The sequence below is a fragment of the Vibrio sp. ES.051 genome, assembly GCF_002563795.1.
Classification (GTDB): Bacteria; Pseudomonadota; Gammaproteobacteria; order Enterobacterales; family Vibrionaceae; genus Vibrio.
In genome coordinates, this window is the sequence record NZ_PDJL01000005.1 from 299128 (window position 1) to 323326 (window position 24199).

The 24199-nt window shown below is 44.7% G+C and carries 18 protein-coding genes; 5 read left to right on the forward strand and 13 right to left on the reverse strand.

The annotated features are described in order from the left end of the window. Positions 1-39: 39 nt before the first annotated feature. Both tsaB and ATG66_RS15500 read right to left on the reverse strand, forming a co-directional pair. A complete protein-coding gene (gene tsaB / locus ATG66_RS15495) occupies positions 40-741 on the reverse strand; it encodes a tRNA (adenosine(37)-N6)-threonylcarbamoyltransferase complex dimerization subunit type 1 TsaB (RefSeq protein ID WP_098416164.1) in 702 nt (233 codons plus the stop codon). A gap of 29 nt (positions 742-770) precedes the next feature. Next, the gene (locus tag ATG66_RS15500) at positions 771-2711 is read right to left on the reverse strand and encodes an ATP-dependent DNA helicase (protein WP_098416165.1); all 1941 of its coding nucleotides are present in this window, start codon (positions 2709-2711) and stop codon (positions 771-773) included. A 218-nt stretch (positions 2712-2929) separates the two neighbouring features. Here ATG66_RS15500 and purU point away from each other — a divergent pair, with 218 nt between their 5' ends. Further along, the gene (purU, locus tag ATG66_RS15505) at positions 2930-3763 is read left to right on the forward strand and encodes a formyltetrahydrofolate deformylase (protein WP_098416166.1); all 834 of its coding nucleotides are present in this window, start codon (positions 2930-2932) and stop codon (positions 3761-3763) included. 117 nt (positions 3764-3880) lie between these two features. On the opposite strand, the gene ATG66_RS15510 is transcribed toward purU, so the two are convergent. Beyond that, complete coding sequence (locus tag ATG66_RS15510; RefSeq protein ID WP_098416167.1) at positions 3881-4477, reverse strand: VOC family protein; 597 nt, start codon at positions 4475-4477, stop codon at positions 3881-3883. A 220-nt stretch (positions 4478-4697) separates the two neighbouring features. On the opposite strand from ATG66_RS15510, the gene argS reads away from it, so the two are divergent. Together argS and ATG66_RS15520 are read left to right on the forward strand one after the other, a co-directional pair. After that, a complete protein-coding gene (argS, locus tag ATG66_RS15515) occupies positions 4698-6431 on the forward strand; it encodes an arginine--tRNA ligase (protein WP_098416168.1) in 1734 nt (577 codons plus the stop codon). Positions 6432-6553: 122 nt separating this feature from the next. Continuing rightward, positions 6554-6982, forward strand: coding sequence for an HIT family protein (locus ATG66_RS15520; protein ID WP_179885701.1), 429 nt, complete (start codon positions 6554-6556; stop codon positions 6980-6982). A gap of 91 nt (positions 6983-7073) precedes the next feature. On the opposite strand, the gene ATG66_RS15525 is transcribed toward ATG66_RS15520, so the two are convergent. The 5 genes from ATG66_RS15525 to znuA form a co-directional block, all read right to left on the reverse strand. Beyond that, complete coding sequence (locus ATG66_RS15525; protein WP_098416170.1) at positions 7074-7304, reverse strand: FeoC-like transcriptional regulator; 231 nt, start codon at positions 7302-7304, stop codon at positions 7074-7076. Continuing rightward, a complete protein-coding gene (feoB, locus tag ATG66_RS15530; protein WP_098416171.1) occupies positions 7301-9577 on the reverse strand; it encodes a Fe(2+) transporter permease subunit FeoB in 2277 nt (758 codons plus the stop codon). Before feoB ends, ATG66_RS15525 begins: the two co-directional genes overlap by 4 nt. Further along, on the reverse strand, positions 9577-9804 hold the full coding sequence (locus ATG66_RS15535; RefSeq protein ID WP_098416172.1) for a FeoA family protein: 228 nt from the start codon (positions 9802-9804) through the stop codon (positions 9577-9579). Before ATG66_RS15535 ends, feoB begins: the two co-directional genes overlap by 1 nt. Positions 9805-10819: 1015 nt before the next feature. Beyond that, positions 10820-14191, reverse strand: coding sequence for an AraC family transcriptional regulator (locus ATG66_RS15545; protein ID WP_179885715.1), 3372 nt, complete (start codon positions 14189-14191; stop codon positions 10820-10822). A gap of 195 nt (positions 14192-14386) precedes the next feature. Next, entirely contained in the window at positions 14387-15277 is an 891-nt protein-coding gene (znuA, locus tag ATG66_RS15550; RefSeq protein WP_098416175.1) for a zinc ABC transporter substrate-binding protein ZnuA, read from the reverse strand. A gap of 78 nt (positions 15278-15355) precedes the next feature. On the opposite strand from znuA, the gene znuC reads away from it, so the two are divergent. Beyond that, positions 15356-16144 (forward strand): zinc ABC transporter ATP-binding protein ZnuC, encoded by a 789-nt coding sequence (znuC, locus tag ATG66_RS15555; protein ID WP_098416176.1) that lies wholly within the window; start codon positions 15356-15358, stop codon positions 16142-16144. Beyond that, positions 16137-16922, forward strand: coding sequence for a zinc ABC transporter permease subunit ZnuB (gene znuB / locus ATG66_RS15560; RefSeq protein WP_098416177.1), 786 nt, complete (start codon positions 16137-16139; stop codon positions 16920-16922). Before znuC ends, znuB begins: the two co-directional genes overlap by 8 nt. 70 nt (positions 16923-16992) lie before the next feature. On the opposite strand, the gene sucD is transcribed toward znuB, so the two are convergent. The 5 genes from sucD to ATG66_RS15585 form a co-directional block, all read right to left on the reverse strand. Then, positions 16993-17865, reverse strand: coding sequence for a succinate--CoA ligase subunit alpha (gene sucD, locus ATG66_RS15565; RefSeq protein ID WP_098416178.1), 873 nt, complete (start codon positions 17863-17865; stop codon positions 16993-16995). After that, complete coding sequence (gene sucC, locus ATG66_RS15570) at positions 17865-19031, reverse strand: ADP-forming succinate--CoA ligase subunit beta (RefSeq protein ID WP_098416179.1); 1167 nt, start codon at positions 19029-19031, stop codon at positions 17865-17867. Before sucC ends, sucD begins: the two co-directional genes overlap by 1 nt. 213 nt (positions 19032-19244) lie before the next feature. Continuing rightward, entirely contained in the window at positions 19245-20456 is a 1212-nt protein-coding gene (gene odhB, locus ATG66_RS15575) for a 2-oxoglutarate dehydrogenase complex dihydrolipoyllysine-residue succinyltransferase (protein ID WP_098416180.1), read from the reverse strand. A gap of 28 nt (positions 20457-20484) precedes the next feature. Continuing rightward, complete coding sequence (gene sucA / locus ATG66_RS15580; protein ID WP_098416181.1) at positions 20485-23310, reverse strand: 2-oxoglutarate dehydrogenase E1 component; 2826 nt, start codon at positions 23308-23310, stop codon at positions 20485-20487. 171 nt (positions 23311-23481) lie between these two features. After that, positions 23482-24192: a succinate dehydrogenase iron-sulfur subunit gene (locus tag ATG66_RS15585; RefSeq protein ID WP_098416182.1), complete on the reverse strand. Its 711-nt coding sequence runs from the start codon at positions 24190-24192 to the stop codon at positions 23482-23484. Positions 24193-24199 lie beyond the last annotated feature (7 nt).

Here is a 24199-nt window from a genome sequence, read left to right on the forward strand (position 1 = left end):
GCAAATGCCCTGCTCTTTATCATGTTAATGAAAAACGGATTATTCGCGGCCCGGAAGTTTTTTCCATGTCACATTATCACGTAGATAAACAGGGCTTGAATCTTCTACCGGCACGGTATTACCCTTTTTAAATGCTTGTTCAGCAAGAATCACGATGTCTTGTGCATCAGGGTACAGAACCTCGCCACGAGTCAAATTAAACGGTAAGTCTGCTAACGCTTCTTGGTACGCATCCCAACCCGTACCTGCTGTCGTCCACGTTTTGTCATCTGCTTGTGCTTCTTCAGTTAGACGTGCTGGTGGAATAACACATTCTTCATCAATACCAACCCATTCACCATTCTCTTGACGAGAATAGCGCGCCCAGTAAATTTCGCTCATGCGCGCATCAATGGCCACAGCGACATCAGTCGCACCATGCAAACGATAGCTACCTTGAGCCATCGCCGCTAATGTTGACACACCAATCATAGGTAGCTCAGCACCAAATGCTAAACCTTGGGCAATACCAATACCGATACGAACGCCAGTAAAACTACCAGGACCACGTCCAAATGCTAGCGCGTCTAACTCTTGTAGAGTCAGACCTGCTTCTTTGAGTACTTCATCAACCATTGGCAGTACTTTTTTGGTGTGATCACGTGGCGCAATCGCACTGCGTGAAATCACTTGATCATTAGCCAATAGGGCAACTGAACAGTTTTCAGTTGCGGTATCGATAGCAAGAATTTTTGCGCTCATTTAACTCTCTACAACTCTCATTTATTGGGTTATGCCTCAGCACTTACGTCTGTGACAGATTGTTCGGTTTTTAGGAATGCTTTGATTCCATCTAAATCTCGCGTTCTTGGGATGGGCGGCAAACTTCCAAGGAAAACACCACCGTAATCTCGCGTGACGAGGCGATTATCACAAATGATCAACGCACCGTGATCCTTTTGATCTCGAATTAATCGCCCTACTCCCTGCTTTAACGTAATCACGGCATCCGGAACTTGCACTTCTGCAAATGGCTCACCGCCGCGTAACCGACAATCTTCGATTCGGGCTTTAAGCAATGGATCATCAGGGGCGGTAAACGGTAATTTATCGATAATAACACAGCTCAGCGCATCACCTCTAACATCAATCCCTTCCCAAAAAGCGCCCGTCGCCACCAGTAAAGCGTTACCCAACTCCATGAACTCTGCAAGCGTCTTCTGTTTGCTCATTTCCCCTTGCATCAGCACTGGCAAATCAAGTACTTCACGAAACTTTTCACCCAATTCACGCATCATGCTATGGGACGTACATAAGAAGAAACAACGACCATCGTTTTCTTCAATCACCGGAGCAAGCATTTTGACCAATTTATCCGCTAAACCATTGCTGTTTGGTTCTGGTAAGTACCGAGGCACACACAAGCGCGCTTGCTTTTGATAATCAAAGGGGGACGGCAATGAAAACTGCTGTGTAGGCTTCAGACCAAGACGATCAGTAAAATGTTTAAAGTCACCCGATACCGCCAAGGTCGCCGAGGTAAAAATCCATGCGCCTTGTTTAATCTCTATTTGCTCATGAAACTTGTCGGCGACCGAAAGCGGCGTGATATGCAAAGTAAAATGACGAGGTGACGTATCAAACCAATATGAATACCCTGTGATGTCGACATCACAAACTCGATTTATTCTGCCTTTAATCAAATTAGCACGCTCAAAAGCCGTATCCAGTAACTGACTGCGCCCTAGGGCTATTTTGAGAACATCGATCGCCAATTCAAGGCTATCGGTTAAGCGCAACAATTCTCGCTTAATGGATTCTGATTGCAACGCCTCACGCCAGTTGCCACGAAAGCCAGGCTCACCCAGTACAATCCGCATATCCATCGCACTTTGCATGAGTTTGTCGCCCACTTTTTGCAATTGGCGCATGTCTTTTGCTTCGGTGCGATAAGCAATTTCAATGTCTTTGGCGAGATCGTGAATTTGGCGGCTTGAAACTGACTGGCCGAAATATTCGCTGGCAATATCTGGCAACTGATGAGCCTCATCAAAAATAAACACGTCGGCTTCTGGAATCAGTTCGCCAAACCCCGTTTCTTTGATTGCCAAATCAGCGAGGAACAAGTGATGGTTTACCACGACAATATCAGAGTCCATGGCTCGCTTACGCGCTTTCAATACAAAGCAATCGGTGTAGCTCGGACACTCCTTACCCAAACAATTATCATTAGTTGAAGTGATGGTCGGAATGATCATGCTGTCTTCTGGTAGATCATCACAATCACCAAGGTCACCAGTTTTGGTTTCTGACGACCAAGCTCGCACTTTAACCAGTTGGGTTAACAGCGTCGGGTCAGATTCATTAGTGTGGCTTTCGATCATTTGGCGGCTCAAGCGATCCAAACACAGATAGTTTGAACGGCCTTTCAATAATGCCACTTGGCCATAAAAACCCAGCGCATTGACCATCAGCGGTAGGTCACGATGGTATAACTGCTCTTGCAAGTTTTTCGACCCCGTACTGATGATCACTTTTTTACCACTTAATAATGCGGGGACAAGGTATGCAAAGGTTTTGCCTGTTCCTGTTCCCGCTTCAACCACCAGTTGGTTTTGTTCTTTGATCGCGCGACTGACGGCTTCTGCCATATCGATTTGTGGCTGACGAGCCTGAAAGCCAGGAATGGCCTTGCCCAACGCACCATCAGAGGAAAAAGTTTTTGCGATCATGTCTGATATCTGGTTTGAAAAAGTGTTGAGAGTATACCAGAGGAATAGGAGTGACATCAGCCCACAACTACACCCGCTTGCGGCGACACACGGATATTTTGTTGAAACCGACGTAAGAATAGATTATTTATGGTCAAAGATGGCAGTACGATTAATCCGATAAGGGATAACAAACATTTCGTACGCGAAAATAATTAATGCATGGAAGTACCTGATTTATGGAAAAGAAAACACTGTTGACCCATTGCTCTGACGCTCCGGGCCTAATCTCAAAAATCACGAATATCTGTTACAAACACCAACTCAACATCGTTCACAATAACGAATTTGTTGATAATACCAGTGGGCACTTTTTCATGCGAACGGAGTTGGAGGGGTACTTCAACGATCAAACGTTTCTTGCCGATTTAGACCAAGCGCTACCACAAGGTGCGAAGCACAAATTGGTGGGCTCTCGCCGCAAGCGTATCGTGATCCTCGTTACGAAAGAAGCGCACTGTTTGGGCGATATTTTGATGAAGAATTATGATGGAAGTCTAGATATCGAAATCGCTGCTGTTGTCGGTAACTACGACAAATTACAAACACTGACCGAACGTTTCGATATCCCTTATCACCATGTCACACATGAAGGTTTGACTCGTGAAGAACACGAACAAAAAATGTCAGCAGTGATCAGTCAGTACAAGGCGGATTTTTTGGTACTAGCAAAATACATGCGCGTGCTTACACCAGCATTTGTAGAAAAGTATCATCATAAGATCATTAATATTCACCACAGTTTCTTGCCTGCTTTTATCGGCGCAAAACCTTATCAGCAAGCGTACGACCGCGGCGTGAAAATCATTGGAGCTACCGCGCACTTTGTGACCAATGACTTAGATGAAGGCCCAATTATTAAGCAAGATGTGATTCCAGTCGATCATACCTTGAGCGCTCAAGATATGGCGCAAGCAGGACGCGATGTTGAGAAGAACGTATTGAGTAGAGCGCTGAATAAAGTACTCAACGACCACGTTTTTGTTTACGGCAACAAAACCGTGATTCTGTAACAGTCGTCATCGAGCCGCATAGACTTTTCGATAAGGCTCAGGAAGTCAGAGGTGAGCGTGTGATAAGTTTGGAAGCTGCTCCTATTTATTACGCGCTCACAACAAGCAAGCTCTAAATCATGCTCGTTCCGATTCCACAATACGCTTAAGAGAGTGTGGGTGAAGCTTGATACACAAACCTTGGTACTTAAATGCTACGGTCGGGTTATGTAGACGCTCCCCCTCGCCTTTCGGGCTAGAGAGTTTGATCTTTACACCCAGTTCATCAAGTTTCTCAACCTGTGCTCCAAAACTCGGATAAGTATGTTTCAGATCATGCAGAAACTCATCTGCGGTTTCGGCATGTGATGGAATCACAAACTCCACGTGCTCCCAACTCTCAACTGGGTAGACTTTTCCTTCAGCTGGGTATGGCAACTCTAAGCACTCAATCTTCCAACCTCGGCTTTCCAACGCTTTATCAAATTCAATGACAATAATTGGCCGACCATTGATTTGAGCTTGGGAAATCACCTTGCCGTACGGCATCCACGCCTCATGAGCAGCCTTTGCGGTGTTCGCATTATTGATGCGTAAGGCGATGTGATCGGCTTGAGCCAAATGTAGATCGAGCTTCAATATTTCAGCGAGCACTTCAACCTTTGACATAAAGGCATCTAAGTCTTGGATCATCAATTCAGGGGTTAAGCGTTTTTCAACGAGTGGAGTGGTCATGCTGTTCTCTTTTAGGGCAATTCTTATCTCTATTTTGGGCGTAATAATAAACGTAAATAGAGTGACATTTCCATTCAATCGAAAAAGTAAAAATTTACCCAAATCCTCTCTGTATGAAAATCAATAAAGTTGTTATCATTAGCCCCATTTTTGTGAACTCCAACAGAACTCGGCGCCCAATTTTGCCGAGTTTTTCGTCCTTGAATTGAAGGAAACGCGTGTGAATATCCAAGCACTTATTAATGACAAAGTATCTCAGGCTCTAGAAGCCGCTGGCGCACCTGCAGGCAGCCCTGCGGCGGTTCGTCAATCAGCAAAGCCACAATTTGGTGACTACCAAGCAAACGGCGTAATGGGCGTTGCTAAAAAACTGGGTACTAACCCTCGAGAATTTGCACAGAAAGTCCTGGATGTTCTAGACCTAGACGGTATTGCGAGTAAAACAGAAATCGCAGGACCTGGTTTCATTAACATTTTCCTAAGCGAAGAATTCCTTGCAAAACAAGCAGACGCAGCACTAGCAGACGCTCGTCTTGGCGTAGCTAAAGAAAAAGCGCAAACCATTGTTGCTGACTACTCAGCGCCAAACGTGGCAAAAGAAATGCACGTGGGCCATCTGCGTTCAACTATCATCGGTGATGCTGTAGTCCGTACGCTTGAGTTCCTTGGCCACAAAGTAATTCGTGCCAACCACATCGGTGACTGGGGCACGCAGTTCGGCATGCTTATCGCCAACCTTGAGCGTGTACAGCAAGAGTCTGGCGAAGTTTCGATGGAACTGGCTGACCTAGAAGCGTTCTACCGTGAATCGAAAAAGCTTTATGATGAAGATGAAGAATTCGCCGTAAAAGCGCGTAACTACGTAGTCAAACTGCAAAGTGGTGACGAGTACTGCGCACAAATGTGGAAGAAACTCGTTGACGTCACCATGATCCAAAACCAGCGCAACTACGATCGTCTCAACGTTTCACTGACTCGTGACGACGTAATGGGCGAAAGCATGTACAACGACATGTTGCCTAAGATCGTTGCGGACCTTAAAGAGCAAGGCCTTGCGGTTGAAGATGATGGCGCGCAAGTGGTATTTCTCGATGAATACAAAAATAAAGATGGCGAAGCGATGGGCGTTATCGTTCAAAAACGCGACGGCGGCTTCCTATACACAACCACAGATATCGCGTGTGCGAAATACCGTTACGAAAATCTAGGCGCAGATCGTGTGCTTTATTTCATTGATTCACGTCAGCACCAGCACCTTATGCAAGCATGGACTATCGTTCGTAAAGCGGGCTATGTTCCTGAATCGGTTTCTCTTGAGCACCACGCATTCGGGATGATGCTGGGTAAAGATGGTCGTCCATTTAAAACTCGTTCTGGTGGTACTGTTCGTTTGGCTGACCTTTTGGATGAAGCAGAAGAGCGTGCAGCTAAACTGATCGAATCTAAAAACTCAGAGTTGAGTACAGAAGAGAAAGAGAAGATCTCTAAAACAGTGGCAATGGCCGCGGTTAAGTACTCTGACCTATCTAAGCACCGTACCACGGATTACGTCTTTGATTGGGACAACATGCTAGCGTTTGAAGGCAACACTGCACCATACATGCAGTACGCGTACACTCGTGTTGCCTCTATTTTTGCTAAAGCTGGCGTTGCTATGGACGCTATCCAAGGTGAAATCAAAATCACTGACGAAAAAGAGAAAGCGCTTATTGCTAAACTTATGCAGTTTGAAGAAGCGGTTCAATCTGTCGCTCGTGAAGGTCAACCACACATCATGTGTAGCTACCTATTCGAACTAGCAGGTCAGTTCTCTAGCTTCTACGAAGCTTGCCCTATCCTCATTGCTGAAGACGAAACGGTAAAACAAAGCCGCCTGAAACTTGCAGCACTGACGGCAAAGACCATTAAACAAGGTCTATCTCTACTAGGTATTGATACACTAGAGCGCATGTAAGCAACTTTAGTCTACAACTCAAATAGCTACAGCTTAATGAGCACCAAGGTTGGCGTGAAAACGTCAACCTTTGTTTTATCTGACGTATACTAATCCTAATAAAAATAAATTGGAAAACAACCATGAGTTTTGAACTTCATCCTCAACTGGCAAAAGACACCACTGTGATCGGCCACTTCCTGCTTTGCGTTGCACTTCTACATAAAGACAATGCTGTGCCATGGGTTATCTTGGTGCCTAAACGCGCAAATTTGAAAGAGCTTCACCACTTGCCAATGCAAGAGCAACAACAGTTTTTGCTCGAATCTCAAGCGGTAAGCCAAGCACTCGAAGCGACATTCCGCCCAGACAAATTAAACCTTGGCGCTTTGGGTAACATGGTTCCACAATTGCATATTCACCATATTGCGCGCTTTAAGGATGATGTTGCTTGGCCAGGCCCTGTTTGGGGCAATACCCAAGGCGAGTTCCGTACTGACGAAGAACAGGAAGAGATTCTTAACCGAATTCGCAATGTGCTGTCGTTAAGCTCTATCTTTCGTAAAGCGTAACCGTTATATAACTTTCAATTCAGGCAGAGACTAAAAAGCCGCATCATTGCTGATGCGGCTTTGTTATTTGTGCACGACCGTTTGCTGTCTACTACATGGTTACGGTAAGTGACAAACCATCGTGCTTTGTGACTGCATAGCGTATTCGCGTTATATGATGAGCTTTATTTGTATCTACCAAGCGAGAAATACGACCTTTGTTAATCCACACACTTAACATAGCGTCTGCCCCGTCTTCACTCATTCCGAACTGCTTTGCTAGCTCAGATTGGGAAACCGTGCCTTTTTCGGCAATATATTGATAAAGCTCTGTTAAAATCATACGACTTGCGCCTCAAACTCGCCTTGCTGTTTGTTGCCTACGCGCTTGAAAACGCGGTACGTGCCAAAGAAAATCGCAATAATTGCGGCAAGCCAAACGCCGCTGGTAATAGGGCTATCAGCGAAATGCATAAGCTGATGATAGAAAGTCGCACTCAAGTACGCGAGCCCCATCGTCCATACCGCGATAAAGCGCGCGAAGTTATTGCCAAACTCACGAACATAAGCCCCCATCGCAGCCACACAAGGAGTGTAAAGTAAGATAAAAATAAGGTACGCAAAAGCAGCATGACCAGAAACAAATTTCTCTTTTATGTTACCAAAGATCGATTCATCGATTTCTTGCTCCTCTGCGACTGCATGAGAATCGGCTAGGTCGCCAACATCAATACCTAAAGGATCAGAGTAACTTAAACCAACAAGATTCTCAGGAATACTCATAAACGCGTCCTCTAAGCTACCCATCAAGTCAAACTCCCCTTCGTCGCCATCAGTTGGCGTGGTGTATAGGCTATTAAGCGTTCCCACGACGGCCTCTTTGGCAAAGATACCGGTAATAATGCCGACGGTTGCCGGCCAGTTATCTTCTTGAATACCGATTGGTGCAAAGACTGGCGTCACGACTTGTGCGGCTTTTGACAACACAGATTTTTCACTATCTTCGTTACCAAAACTACCGTCGGTGCCTATTGAATTGAGAAAACTCAGAATGGCAACAACGATTACGATGGTTTTCCCTGCCCCCAATACGAAGCGCTTCAACTTCTGCCATGTTTTGATGACAACGTTTTGTACGGTTGGCAGTTCATAATTCGGCATTTCCATTACCATGCTGTCACTACTGCCTGGGTAGAGCGTATGTTTCAGGAACAAACCAGTAAACACTGCAGCGACAATACCGAGTAAGTAAAGCGCAAACACGACATTTTGACCAGATCCTGGGAAGAAAGCAGCAGCAAACAACGCATACACAGGTAGACGCGCACCACACGACATAAATGGAGCCATCGACGCTGCCAATTTACGCTCTCGCTCTTGATCTAATGTCCGCGTCGCCATAATTGACGGTACGTTACAGCCGAAACCAAGAACCAGTGGAACAAAGGCTTTACCTGGCAAACCGATTTTTTGCATCACTTTGTCGAGCACGAATGCCGCACGCGCCATATAACCAGAACTTTCAAGAACCGCGAGGAACAAGTACAAACACGCAATAACCGGGATAAAGGTAGCGACAGTTTGGATGCCTCCGCCTAGCCCATCAGCAATAACGGTAACAAGCCATATCGGTAAATGATCGTCAAGAAGGTGGTGACCACCATCAACCAACAATGCGCCTACACCGATGTCAAAAAAGTCGATAAATGCACTACCGATATTAATCGAGAACATGAACATCAGGTACATAACAACAAAGAAGAATGGGATCCCAATCCACTTGTTCAAAATAAACTGATCGAGTTTTTCAGTCACGCTACGGCTTAATTTGCCTTCGCTTCGGCGCACTTTTTTACACTGTTCATGCAAATGCGTGTACTTGGTATCCGCGACATGTAAGTCGATATCCAAACCTAAAGTCGCAATGACGTCCAATACTTTGCTTCTATCAACATCGGAAAGGCTATTGAGAACCATCGTGTCTTTTTCAAACGCACGAATCGCTAATGCACGATGGACGACGGTTTGATCGTTAAAAAGTGCGGAAATAGTTTGGATCGCCGACTCCATCTTCTCACCGTAATGCAAAGATATTTCTTTAAGCGCAACTCCTTGAACGATGGACTTATGAAGCTTTTCTTTAAACTCTGCAACTTGAGTTTTATTGGTTGCAGATAAACTTACTACAGGACAACCTAACGTTTTCTCAAGCTCTGAAACGTTAATCATTTGACGTTCACGTTTTAGCGCATCCATCTTGTTGAGGACAACAATCATCGGGCGGCCGAGTTCGCGAAGCTGTAACGTCATATATAAGCTACGCTCTAAACTTGTCGCATCCACCACATTAATAATCAAATCGGCTGTATGTGTTAATACCGCTCGCGAAGCGATTGATTCATCAATGCTGTTACTATCATTACCACTGTCTAAAGAGTAAATACCCGGAAGGTCTGTGAGCAAGAATTCGTCACCTGCATGCTTAAACTGACCTGTTTTTTTTTCAACAGTGACACCCGCCCAATTACCAACTTGCTGCTTAGCTCCAGTTAAGCCATTAAATAAAGTGGTTTTACCGCTATTCGGGTTACCTACAGTGAGAATTTGATATTGCATTACATTCTCTCCACTTCAACTTTTTGAGCAATGGTTCCTCTCAGTGCCACAGATACACCACGTACTTCTACTTGTAATGGATCGCCCATCGGCGCCCGTCGAATCACTTTAACTTCAGTATTAGGAAGCAGCCCCATTACCATAAGCTTTTTTCTGATATCCGATGAAAGACCATCTAACAACCTTATTGTCACCGTATCGCCAGGTTTAATATCTGATAACTTCATAGTGGCCCTTATGAGTATTGATAATGAGAAACATTGTTATTTAATGGTTTGGACGACAATATTACTCCTCTCCCTTCTTGCATTCATTGTGTGAAATCAAAGATTTCATAAATGCTTTCGCAGTTTAAGACGTCAACTCCGTCAAGTTTCTTCTCGTCATTTACGTCAAAATTGACGTTTATGAAACTGGCACACTGAAACAAAAGTGTAATAAAAATCAACATAAAATTTTAAAAACCAATAAAAACAGAAGCTTAAATAAAAAATTAAATATTGTCGCTTTTCTAATATCAATATGTCGTTATTTTTATAAGAAAAATAAGTAACCTCTCGTATAGTTAATCCATCGAGAGGGCAACCTCTTAAATTAATTCCAGAGGTGGCATGGCAACATGTCACTCCGGCAGCAAGCGAAGGTGTCATTGACACCCGTGGTATAGTCCCCCCGGCTATACCACGATATTTTTTTTCTTCCCGACCAATTCCTAGTACTTAGACTCTTCTTATTTTTTATTCAAATTCACGCTTTCAATCATTCAAATATCGACCAAACCCAGTATCTATTCAATGCTCTCTTATTCTCCCCATAGAAGGCCACACACTGCGATAATAGTGATATGGGCAGAAGGAAGCGCCACTATAGAAATAGTGGTTACTCGCTCCGTGCTATATGCTTAGACCTTAGGTCTGACTTCAAATATTGTTTATGGACTGGGGTGTTAAGTACTGCGACTTAGTCCACAGCATACAAAGGTTAGCTAAGCTTGACCCTAACTTAACTTAATACTGCCTTAGCACTTATCCTACTGAAATTTCCAGAGGAGCGGTGGTGCGTTAACGAGGGGACTATAGGTTTGTATCATTGGACATGAGATATTTTGGTTAAAAAAGGAGACTTGCAAATACCGATAGACCTGAAGCGTCAACATTACGCTTCTGCTTTCGGTATAGTTCGTTAATTCAATAAGTAGAGTGTATAAAAATAAGAGAGATAAGAGCTGAGTTTTTAGTTTGCTTATGGGCTTTCCTGAGTCACAGCAAATTTTGAAGGTGGTAAACCAAAATGTAATTTAAACTTTTGGCTAAAGTAAGATGGAGCATTAAAGCCACAATTGAACGCCACTTCGCTGATTTTTTCGCCAGCCAGTAACTGCTCGCACGCCATTTCTAAACGAACTTCTGTTAAATAATCTTGTAACGTTCTTGACGAAGCGGATTTAAAGCGCCTTTGTAAACTGCGTTCAGACATAAATAGCATTTTAGCTGCTAGAGCCGTACCAAAATCCGGATCATGATAATGCTCAGCAACCAATTGATAAACTTTTTGTAGCCACTCCTTCTCTGGGGTCACCTTTTCTTCTGCGGGATGTTTCGCTTCGAGCTCAGGCAAGGGGTCATCTACATGGCTCAGTTCTTTTGCAATTGGCCACGTGATCTCTATTTTATTTTGGGCGTCAGAAGTAAACACCGCCAAATGACCACCACTGATCGTCACCAACTGAGCGAGATGGTCGATGTTCGGTTCTGAGGGGGATATATTGGAAGGGCGTCCTGTCGATAGGTTATTAGGCAACTGCACTCCGTAATCAAGAAAGCTCAATGACACAACATCATTTCCCTCTTTCACTATGATTCTGACCGTCTGGCCTCTGAATGAACGCTTGATAATATTGGCAAAAATACTATTAAAGATAACATCTAAGTTAAAACTTCCGAGTGCAATTCGGCTCGCTTTCCGCTCATCTTCAAGCTCGACCACAATTCTAGCCTTGGCAAAATCGTCTTGCCATACATCAATTACAGATTGGGTTATCTGACTTAAGTTATAGTTTTGGCTACCGTTACTCGCCTCACCAGGCACACTTTTTAGTTCATTTAACTGCCAGTAAGTTTTAGCCAGATGATCTTCCGTCGTTGCATCCAGAGTCACTGGCAATAATTTAGCTGCGATAAAGTCAACGCTTGATTTAATTGATTGAGCAACATGATCCACTAGCAATTTTCTTACTTGAATTTGCTTACGCAATTGATGGTTACTGCTCAAGAGCACACGACTTTGGTGTCTTAATTGGTTAGTTTTTAGTGTCACTTGTGCTGCCAGTTCACGGTTGATTTGTACAATGTAACGCGAACGCCAATACATGAGTAACGTTATGATAGTGATGGTTAAAACGATAAAGACTAAAATCGCAAGTTGAGATAAATACCATGGTTTAAGCACAACAAAATGTGACTCCAACCCTACTAAACCGGCTGTAACCTGAGATTCATTACTGACTTGTAAGTAATACTCTCCTGCGTTGAGGTGCTCAAGCGTTAGTTGTCCACCTTCCAACGCTTGCCAAGCATCATCGTTGTTCAATCGATAATACAAGTTCTGGTTGTCTGGCTTGGGCATAACACCAAAAAGAAAGCTCAGAGAAGAACCGTACGCTAGTTTCACCCCTTCAAGATCAGCGCTACCAACTTGTAAAACTTGATTCTCGAGCACAACTTGACTGACAATGAGCCTCGATTCGGGCGGGTTAGACAGGAGCAACTTTGACGCCTTCGCTTTTACCAAGCCATACTTCGAGCCAAGAACCAGCTCACGCTCACCTTCTGCTGTGCCTTGTATAACACTGCATACCCCAGGCAGAAACTCATTGTTGATCAACCCCGACGCAGATGAATAATGCTTTAGTAACTCGCCAGAAAGATGGTAATAACTGAGTCCAATCGAAGACGCCAGCCAAACACCTTGTTCATCGCTGATCATACAGGCAGGTCGAGCATTAGCCACACTCATGTCTAAAACACGCTTTTCATCACTGTCATTGCCCGTCTTAAACAAACCGTAGGACGAGGCGAACCATTTGCTGCCATCCACGGCTGTAATCATATCTAGTGATTCACCAAACTTCTCTGAGAAGCGATTAAACTTAATATTTTCATTACCGTATTCATATACACCATGGTCAGTACCAATCAATAACAAGCCTTCAGCATCGTATAAACGAGTTATCTTCGCAGGTAAGTATTGACTTACTATCCAATCACTGCCGAGGTTCCTTACGCTTTGCTTTTTAATATCGACATTATACAGATGGTATCCACTCGAAACCCAAAGCCGATCTTCACCATCGACAGTGATATGCTCGACAGCATGCCCGGCCATCACTTGCAAATAAGGAAATGTCACTTTATTCAAGCTATCTAACTCAAATATTTCCAGCCCTTCCGATGTGGCAAGCCAAAGCATATTACCTTGGAACGCAAATTCATTGATCTGTGAATCAACCTCTATCACATTGGTATTGTGGCCTTTTCCAGCACGGTAAAGCTTTCGGTCATCGGCAAACCAGAGTGCGCCATCCGGCCCGACCACCGTTTGTCTAATTCGGCCCGATAGGGTCTGTGAGTCATAACTGCTAAAGGTAACCCGTTCAAATTTTTTGCTAAATAGAGAGTAATAGCGAATACCTTGATTCGTTGCGACCCACATTCCGCCCATCTTGTCATTCAACAGCGAGTAAATTTTAGTGTTGTCTAACTCCAACTCAAGAAAACTTGCAGGAGTCACTTCTGTCACTTCTCCAGACAAAAATGAATACAGATACAAACCATGCTCTGTTCCAACCCAGTACTCTTGATTGGTCTCAGCAAAAGTCAAAACATGAGAGCCTCCAATTCTGATGACTTCTTTATCTGGTTCATAAATGTTGAAAATCAGTGCACCTCTTAGCGTTCCAACTAAGATCTCGTGTCTCGCATCAGAGTAATAAATTTTTTCGATGTGGTTTTGGCCAGAGGAAACAATGTGGTTAAACTTGTCACCTTCCGATAGATAAAAACCGGAGGTCGTAGCAAGCGCCCATTTGTTTTTAACCAGCATAGCATCATTGATATAAACATAGCTGTTGTCACTATGCTGATAGAGTTGCAATAAAGAGAAAGAGTTCAGTTCGTTAGTATCGAGGTTGTAGGTATAGAAATGCGCGCCATCACTGACCCAAATATAATTCTCTGAAGAGCCAATTTTTCTTATTTGCGATCCAGGATTTAAGCTAAAGACTAAACGTCTTTCTTCGTTGGGGTAGCTTTGATAAACCTCATTTTCGACAAAAGTCCAAAACGAGCCTTTATGATAAGCAACTTGTTTAGCCGCTGTTTGTAAAAAACTGCCTGACTTTGGAAAGATATTTTGTCCATCATAGAATAAGACTCGGTCATGGACATCATGTATCCACAAACCACCTTGCTCGCCTAAGAACAATTTTTTTGCCGCAATAAAAGTCCCCTTAACCTGGGTCGGCAAAGGGTAAAAAATGGCATTCGCATTGTGAAGTGCGAATGCTTGAAATGAAATGGCGAAGCCCATTAGAGTAAGGGCCAACTGGCGTAGCAAGACAAAAACCTTTATATTCATTCACATCAGCCCATAACCTTCCATGCTTTTTGTAATACTGTCTTATTCCGTTATTTTGGGCTGCTAATTATTGATAATGATATCTTAATTATTATCTAAAAAAAGGGTCGTCTTGCCAAAGGTTGTAATTCTTACTGCTGGATCACGTTAAAACGATAACTCCTACCAAGAAAGTTACTTAATCCTGCTTTGACTCAAGCACTGCTCAAAGCTGTTTGCCATATTGTTGAGAAAAGTGAAGTAACTGCCGGGTTTTACTTCTATTGTGCTGCCTAATGGATCAAGCTCACCTTTTGCCACGTTACTGCCACGCATAACGCTATCTACAACTGCTGGCGTGAATTGAGGCTCAGAAAACACACAAGCAACCTGCCCAGAGTTTAACTTTTGACGAATTTGAATTAGCGTTTTCGCCCCGGGCTTACGATCTGGGCTTACCGTAAAGTGGCCAAGTTGATTTAATTGGTAGCGCTCTTCAAAGTAGCCGTAAGCGTCGTGAAAGACAAAGTAACCTCTGTTTTTCACTGGTGATAATTGTTGTTTTATCTTGTTATCGGTCTTATTGATCTGTGTCTCAAACTTAGCAAGGTTTTCTTGGTACTGATCCGCATTTGTTGGATCGCTCGCCATCAGTTTATTCGTCACAGCACGCGCAACTTGCTTAGCTTGGTTAATCCCTAGCCAAAAGTGTGGATCATGAGATCCATGATCGTGACTATCGTGATCATCCTTATGCCCACTCTCAAATTCACGCAGTTCAAGCTCTGGAATTTGGCTAATTGTTAAAATATTTTCTCGATCAACCACAACTTTTTCGAGAAAGGGTTCTAGATCATACCCAAACCAGATGATTAGGTCAGCGGCTGCGATTTTTTTTACATCTGATGGGCGCAATGCGTAGTCATGTGGTGACGTATTAGATTGTAATAATACATCGGGCGATGTGACTCCTTGAGTAAGCTCCATCACCAGCGACTGAATCGGTTTGATACTGGTAAGTACAGTTACTGCTTGCACTGGTAGAGTTAACATTACAGTAGCAGCAAGAATTATTGCTCTTTTCATAGTATGACTTGGGATATAGTGTGGAAAGTGCAATAATGTTACATTATAACATTATCATTTTGCAAATGAGTTTCATTCATGCCTTCATTAGTCCATCTTAAGCATTTATGCGTCGAGTTCGATGGCCGCAGAGTTCTCGATAATATTAGTATGGAATTAGAAAAGGGGAAAATAACAACCCTGATCGGCCCCAATGGAGCGGGGAAATCCACGCTAGTCAAAGTTATTCTAGGTCTCCAAAAACCGACGAGTGGAACACTAAACAAGAAAAGAAAGCTAAAAATTGGTTATGTCCCACAGAAGTTGAAACTCAATGACTCTCTACCATTAAGCGTTACTCGCTTTCTAAATTTAGCGGGTAAATACAGTAAACAAGAATGTATTGATGCGCTGAGATTGGTTGGTGCCGAACATTTGTTGGGTAACAATATGCATCGTCTCTCTGGTGGTGAAAACCAACGCGTGTTGCTTGCACGAGCTTTGCTTCAACGGCCAGAACTTTTGGTTTTGGATGAACCCGCGCAAGGCGTCGATATCCAAGGCCAAATCGACCTGTATGATTTAATTGAAAGCATCCGCCACCGCTTTGACTGCGGAGTGTTTATGGTATCGCACGACTTACATTTAGTGATGGCTAAAACAGATGATGTGATCTGTTTACATCATCATGTTTGCTGCTCAGGCTCCCCCGCAACCATTACTCAGCACCCTTCTTACATTGCATTATTTGGCAATGCTGCGAGAGAATCACTCGCGTTTTATCATCACGATCACGAACATCACCATCATGATTTATCCGGAACGCCAGTAACTGGCGATGCGACATCATGCTCCAATCATAAACACGGACATCACCACCATGATTGAATTTCTTTTACCTTCGATTCTTGCTGGTATCGGCATCGCGATCATTGCTGGCCCATTGGGCTCGTTTGTCGTGTGGCGTAAGATGGCCTATTTTGGTGACACATTAGCGCATGCTTCTTTAATGGGGCTTGCTCTCGGTTTCCTACTCAACGTCAACCTTTATTTGGCTTTACTTGTTTGCTGTTTAGTATTAGCGGTTTTATTGGTGACGCTTCAAAAACAACAACTCGTGGCAACAGATACCCTACTCGGTATCCTCGCCCATAGTGCCCTTTCTGTTGGCTTAGTATCCGTCAGTTTCTTAGACAATGTCCGTATTGATTTAATGAGTTACTTATTTGGCGACTTATTGGCAGTATCACCTCAAGACTTAATATTTATCTACGCTGGTGTAGTGGCCGTAAGTGCATGTTTGTATATTTTTTGGCGACCGCTCTTATCAAGCACGGTAAGTGAGGAGCTCGCAGCCATAGAAGGTGTCAACACGGATTTGGTTCGCTTGATATTAATGCTCATGGTCGGTGTCGTTATCGCTGTGGGAATGAAGTTTGTCGGCGCACTTATCATGACATCTTTGTTGATCATCCCTGCTGCTACTGCACGTAAGCTCTCTTCATCACCCGAGCAGATGGCGCTGTTCGCATCGATTATTGGTTCTGTGGCAGTACTGACGGGGCTTAGCCTATCATGGCACTTCGATACGCCGGCTGGCCCATCAGTGGTAATCAGTGCAACATCCCTGTTTATGCTTAGCCAATTAATTCGCCAAAAATCGTAAAAAACACCTTGATACAAAAAAGCCTAGCAACTGTTGCTAGGCTTTTTTGTTTTAAGCTTCGAGTCGGTGATTACCAGCCTGTTACTTCACGTAGACCTTGGCCGATCTCTGCTAGAGATTTAACCGTCTTAACGCCCGCCGCTTCGAGTGCAGCGAATTTGTCTTCCGCTGTGCCTTTGCCGCCAGAAATAATTGCACCAGCGTGACCCATACGTTTACCTGGAGGAGCAGTAACACCAGCAATGTAGGAAACCACTGGCTTAGTTACATTCTCTTTGATGAACGCGGCTGCTTCTTCTTCCGCGGTACCACCGATTTCACCGATCATAACGATCGCTTCAGTTTCAGGGTCTTCTTGGAACAGTTTTAGAATATCAATGAAGTTTGAACCTGGGATTGGGTCACCACCGATACCAACACAAGTAGACTGACCGAAGCCTTCATCAGTAGTCTGCTTAACGGCTTCATAAGTAAGTGTACCGCTGCGAGATACGATACCAACTTTGCCTTTCTTGTGGATATGACCAGGCATGATACCAATCTTACACTCATCAGGAGTAATGACCCCAGGACAGTTAGGACCGATCATGCGAACGCCAGTTTCTTCTAGCTTCACTTTCACGTCGATCATATCTGTTGTAGGAATCCCTTCCGTGATGGTTACAATAAGCTCGATACCTGCATCGATCGCTTCTAAGATAGCATCTTTACAGAAAGGAGCAGGTACATAGATGACGGTCGCCGTTGCACCAGTCTCTTCTACTGCTTCACGCACAGTGTTGAATACTGGCAGACCTAGATGAGTTTGACCACCTTTACCAGGAGAAACACCACCAACCATCTGAGTGCCGTATGCGATAGCTTGTTCTGAGTGAAAGGTACCTTGACCACCAGTGAACCCCTGACAGATTACTTTAGTGTCTTTGTTAATTAATACAGACATTATTTCGCCTCCGCAGCAGCAACAACTTTCTGAGCAGCATCTGTTAGCGACTCAGCAGCAATGATATCAACATCAGAATTAGCAAGCACTTCACGACCTAGGTCTGCGTTAGTACCCTCTAAACGAACAACAACAGGAAGTGTTACGCCGACTTCTTTAACCGCACCGATTATACCTTCAGCGATCATGTCACAGCGTACGATACCACCGAAAATGTTAACAAGAACTGCTTTTACGTTGTCATCCGATAGGATGATTTTGAATGCTTCAGCAACACGTTCTTTGGTTGCGCCGCCACCAACGTCTAGGAAGTTAGCAGGCTTGCCGCCATGTAGGTTTACGATATCCATCGTACCCATTGCTAAGCCAGCGCCGTTGACCATACAACCAACGTTACCGTCTAGTGCTACGTAGTTCAGCTCCCACTGAGCGGCGTGGGCTTCACGCTCATCTTCCTGTGAGGAATCGTGCATTTCACGAAGCTTAGGCTGACGGTAAAGCGCATTTGAGTCGATGTTGATCTTACCGTCCAGACATAGCAGGTTGCCTTCGCCAGTAATCACCAGCGGATTGATCTCGAGTAATGCAAGGTCGTACTGAGAGAACATCGTACCAAGACCCATAAAGATCTTAACGAACTGTTTTATTTGGTCGCCTGCAAGACCAAGTTTAAACGCGAGTTCGCGGCCTTGATAAGCTTGTGGGCCTACTAGTGGATCGATTGCTGCTTTGTGGATAAGTTCCGGCGTTTCTTCCGCAACTTTTTCAATTTCCACACCACCTTCAGTTGAAGCCATGAACACGATTTTACGACTCGCGCGGTCAACAACCGCACCTAAGTAGAGCTCATTAGCAATGTTTGAAGCTTCTTCAACAAGGATTTTAGTTACTGGCTGACCATTAGCGTCAGTTTGGTAAGTCACAAGGTTTTTGCCTAGCCACTTTTGAGCAAACTCTTTAACGCCTTCTTTCGTGTCGTGCAGCTCTACACCGCCCGCTTTACCACGGCCACCAGCGTGAACCTGACATTTAGCTACTTTCTTTTCTGTCGTTATACGGCCTGCAGCTTCAAAAGCTTGTTGTGGTGTATCACACGCGTAGCCTTCTGGCACAGGCAAACCGAATTCTGCAAACAGCTGTTTGGCTTGGTATTCATGCAAATTCATTTCGATATTCCGTTTGTTTTTCCCTTGAGGGATTTATTATTTCCATAACGCTGCAGTCTTGGCTGCTTGTACGTCTGTAGGGTCTTCTCAAATCAATCCCCCATCACGAGTACTCATGGTGTGGGATTCAAATGAAGGCCAGACGTTGAGCTAGTCTAGCCATTGAAATTTTAAGCGTCTAGCTACCTACGATAACTAGACGTTTTAGCGATATTAAACGTCTAATAGCAGACGCGCTGGATCTTCTAGCAGCTCTTTAATGGTGACTAGGAAACCAACAGACTCTCGACCATCGATTAGACGGTGGTCGTAAGATAGCGCTAGATACATCATTGGTAAAATTTCCACTTTGCCATCCACTGCCATTGGACGATCTTGAATTTTGTGCATACCAAGAATCGCGGCTTGAGGTGGGTTGATGATAGGTGTAGACATTAGCGAGCCGAACACACCACCATTAGTGACCGTGAAGTTACCGCCCATGAGTTGTTCGACCGTTAGCTTGCCATCACGACCTTTGATAGCCAGTTCTTTAATGCCTTTTTCAACATCCGCGAAACCCAGCTTGTCACAGTCTTTTAAAACTGGAGTGACTAGTCCACGTGGCGTAGAAACCGCCATGCTGATATCGAAGTAGTTATGGTAAACAATGTCATCACCGTCAATAGAAGCATTCACTTCTGGGTAGCGCTTCAGTGCTTCTGTTACGGCTTTTACGTAGAAAGACATAAACCCTAAACGGATGCCATGACGCTCTTCGAATTGGTCTTTGTATTGCTTACGAAGATCCATGATTGGTTTCATGTTTACTTCGTTAAACGTCGTTAGCATGGCTGTGTTGTTCTTCGCTTCTAGTAGACGGTTAGCTACTGTCTTACGTAAACGAGTCATTGGTACACGCTTCTGGCTACGAGCCGCCACAGGTACATCAACCGCCGCCGGAACTTCATCTTTTTTCGGCGCTGCTTTCGGGCTTGCTAGATGCGCTTCGATATCTTCACGCGTAATACGACCACCAACACCAGTACCTTTTACTTGGCTTGCGTCTAGGCCATGCTCAGCTAACAGACGACGTACAGCTGGACTTAGTGCATCATTGCTTTCTTCGCTAAGCGCGGCTTTATGACGCTTATCTGGCGAAGCTTCAGTGCCCTCAGTCTTATCCGCAGTAGGCTCACCCGCAACAGCTCCTGGCTTTAACTTCGCAAGCACTTGTTTTGAAAGTACCGTGGCACCTTCGGCCTCCACGATAGCTTCTAAAACGCCAGCTTCCGGAGCTGGCACTTCTAGCACAACTTTATCTGTTTCGATATCAACCAAAACCTCGTCACGCTCTACTGCGTCACCTGGTTGTTTGTGCCACGTCGCTACGGTTGCATCAGCAACTGATTCAGGTAAATCTGGAACCAGAATTTCAATTGTCATATCTGTTTCTTCCTTTAACTTCTAGTTCTTAATTCGAAGTTTTTGAGTTCACATTCAGAGCGTCTTCAACCAACGCTTTTTGTTGTTTCAAGTGCACCGACATGTAGCCCACTGCTGGCGAAGCAGAAGCTGGGCGACCTGCGTATTTAAGATCTGCACCTGCAGGAATAGCGGCACGGAAGTTATGTTGACTACAGTACCAAGCACCTTGGTTCTGAGGCTCTTCCTGACACCAAACAAAGTCTTCAACGTTGGTGTATTGAACAATGGCAGCTTGTACTTCTTTCATCGGGAATGGGTACAACTGCTCAATCCGTACAATTGCAACATCGTCTTGCTCATTGTTACGGCGCTGCTCAATGAGGTCGAAGTAAACCTTACCCGCACAAAACACCACGCGTTTCACCTTGCTTGGGTCTAAGTCATCTACTTCTGGAATTGCAGATTGGAAGGTCCCTTCCGCTAAATCTTCTATCGTCGAAGTGCATTGAGGGTGACGCAGCAACGATTTTGGTGACATCACTATCAGCGGACGACGCATTGGGCGTACTACTTGACGACGAATCATGTGATACACCTGCGCAGGTGTTGAAGGAACCACAACTTGCATGTTTTGCTCAGCACACAACTGAAGGTAACGCTCTAAACGCGCTGATGAGTGCTCAGGTCCCTGGCCTTCATAACCGTGAGGTAGTAACATCGTTAAACCACACAAACGTGCCCATTTCTGCTCACCTGACGAGATGAATTGATCAATCACAACCTGCGCGCCGTTGGCAAAGTCACCAAACTGCGCTTCCCAGATTGTTAAACCACCAGGCTCAGCAGTCGCGTAACCGTATTCAAATGCAAGAACCGCCTCTTCTGAAAGTACAGAGTCAAATACTTGGAAAGGCCCCTGCTTGTCGTGAATATTCGATAATGGAACGTAAGTACTGGCATCTGTTTGGTTGTGAAGAACCGAGTGACGGTGGAAGAAAGTACCACGACCTGAGTCCTGACCAGACAAGCGAATGCGCTTACCATCATCAACCAATGTGGCGTATGCCAGTGTTTCAGCCATCCCCCAGTCGATCGCTTTTTCACCGGTCATCATTGCTAGACGATCGTTGTACAGCTTGTTTACACGACTTTGTAACTTATGACTTTCTGGGTACTGACATAAGCGATTACCTAGCTCTACAAGGCGCGACTTGTCGTATTTCGACTTCCACTTCATATCCCATTCGTGCCCTAAGTAAGGGGACCAATCGACAGAGTGCAATGCCATAGGACGCCATTCTTTAACCACAACTTCACCGCGATCAAGTGCATCACGATATTCATTAACGAGTTGAGTAGCCGTCTCGATATCTGATTCGCTTTTATCAATTAGAACGTCAGCATAAAGCTTGCGTGGTGTTGGGTGCTTCTTGATTTTTTGGTACATCAACGGCTGAGTCGCGTTTGGCTCATCGGCCTCGTTATGACCATGGCGGCGGTAACACACCAAGTCAATCACAACGTCACGCTTAAACTCGTTGCGGTAATCCAACGCAATACGAGTCACAAAAGCAACCGCTTCTGGATCATCTGCATTAACGTGGAAAATCGGCGCCTGTACCATCTTTGCAATGTCAGTACAGTACATTGTCGAACGAGTATCACGTGGGTTTGAAGTTGTAAAACCAACTTGGTTGTTAATAACGATACGAACGGTACCACCCACTTGGAAACCACGAGCAAGTGACATATTGAACGTTTCCGCAACCACACCCTGACCAATGATAGCAGAGTCACCATGTATGGTAATTGGCAGCACTTTGCTGCCTTGACTATCTCCAAGACGGTCCTGACGAGCACGTACCGACCCCATAACCACAGGGTTTACAATTTCTAAGTGCGATGGGTTGAATGCAAGTGCTAAGTGAACATCTCCGCCCGGTGTAGCAAAGTCGGCAGAGAAGCCTTGGTGATATTTTACGTCACCCGTGCCCCAGGTTTCGTCGTGCTTACCTGCAAACTCATCAAATAGGTCTTGTGGTTTCTTGCCCAATACGTTCACTAGCATGTTCAAACGACCACGGTGAGCCATACCGATAACCACTTCACGCATTCCACTTGTTCCCGCATGACGAATCAATTCTTTCGTCATTGGAATCATGGCATCGCCACCTTCTAACGAGAAACGTTTTGCACCAGGGAACTTCGCCCCTAGATAACGCTCTAGGCCTTCTGCTGCGGTCAACTCTTCCAAAAACGTGCGTTTCTCATCTTTATTGAATGATGGCTGGCCTACAACAGACTCAAGACGTTGTTGGATCCAACGTTTTTGTTCTGTGTCGGTCATGTGCATGTATTCAGCACCGATTGAGCCGCAGTATGTTTTCTTGAGAGCTTCATAAATATCTTTCAACTTCATCGTTTCTTGCCCAATGGCAAACGAACCTACGTTGAAAGTTTCTTCAAAGTCATCTTCGGTGAGGCTATGAAAAGCAGGGGCTAGCTCCGCCACGGATGGGCGTTGCCATAGACCTAGAGGGTCTAGTTCTGCAGCTTCGTGACCGCGGAAACGGTATGCGTTAATTAGCTGTAGAACTTTTACTTGTTTTGCATCGACATCAGGGTCACTAACTTGGACATTGTAATGCGTTGTTTCTCTAGCGAGTCGTCGGAAGTAGTCACGGACACGTGAATGTGGTTGTTCAACCACTTCTTCTGATGGCTTAGGTAAGCCTTCAAACACACGTTTCCACTCCTCACTTACCAGATCGGGGTCACTGAGATACAGTTCGTAGAGGTCCTCTACATACATTGCATTGGCGCCAGCCAAGTGTGAAGACTCGAGCCATGCCTTCATCACGCCGTTGTGCATATTTTCCCTTAACCAGTAGTTTTCACGTTTGCTTCGGTCTTTGCCGAGCTATTAAGAGCCAACCAGAAATAGTCAGCAATTTTTGTATTCTTTTACTCGAATAGTGTTGATGCAGCGCAGTGGGTACATCGCGTACACCACAACACTGCAACTTTCGTAAGCGCGAGTAAATTAAACCGAACGATTGACCAACATCGACTTAATGTGACCGATGGCTTTCGTCGGATTTAGTCCCTTAGGACAAACACTTACACAATTCATGATGCCATGGCAACGAAAAACGCTAAATGCATCATCAAGATCAGATAAACGTTCATCTGTTGCTGTATCACGGCTATCAATTAACCAGCGATAAGCCGCAAGTAGACCAGCAGGACCGATAAATTTATCAGGGTTCCACCAGAACGACGGACAAGCCGTTGTACAACATGCACACATGATACATTCATACAATCCATCTAAGTGGGCACGCTCATCTGGCGATTGCAGGTTCTCTCGTGATGGCGGTAATGCACCATCATCAATCAAGAATGGCTTCACTTTCGCATAGTTATCATAGAATTGCGTCATATCAACGATAAGGTCGCGCACTACTGGTAAACCTGGCAATGGGCGAATGATTATCGTGTCACCTTGAAGCGCAGACAGAGGGGTAATGCATGCTAGACCGTTTTTACCATTCATGTTCAAACCATCAGAACCACATACCCCTTCACGGCATGAGCGACGGAATGCAATACTAGGATCTTGCTCTTTCAGCAAAATTAACGCATCAAGAACCATCATATCCGAGCCTTCGTCTACTTCAAGTGTGTAGTCCTTCATGTAAGGCTTAGTATCTACGTCCGGATTGTAACGGTACAAAGAGAAGTTCAATTTCATAGTCGTA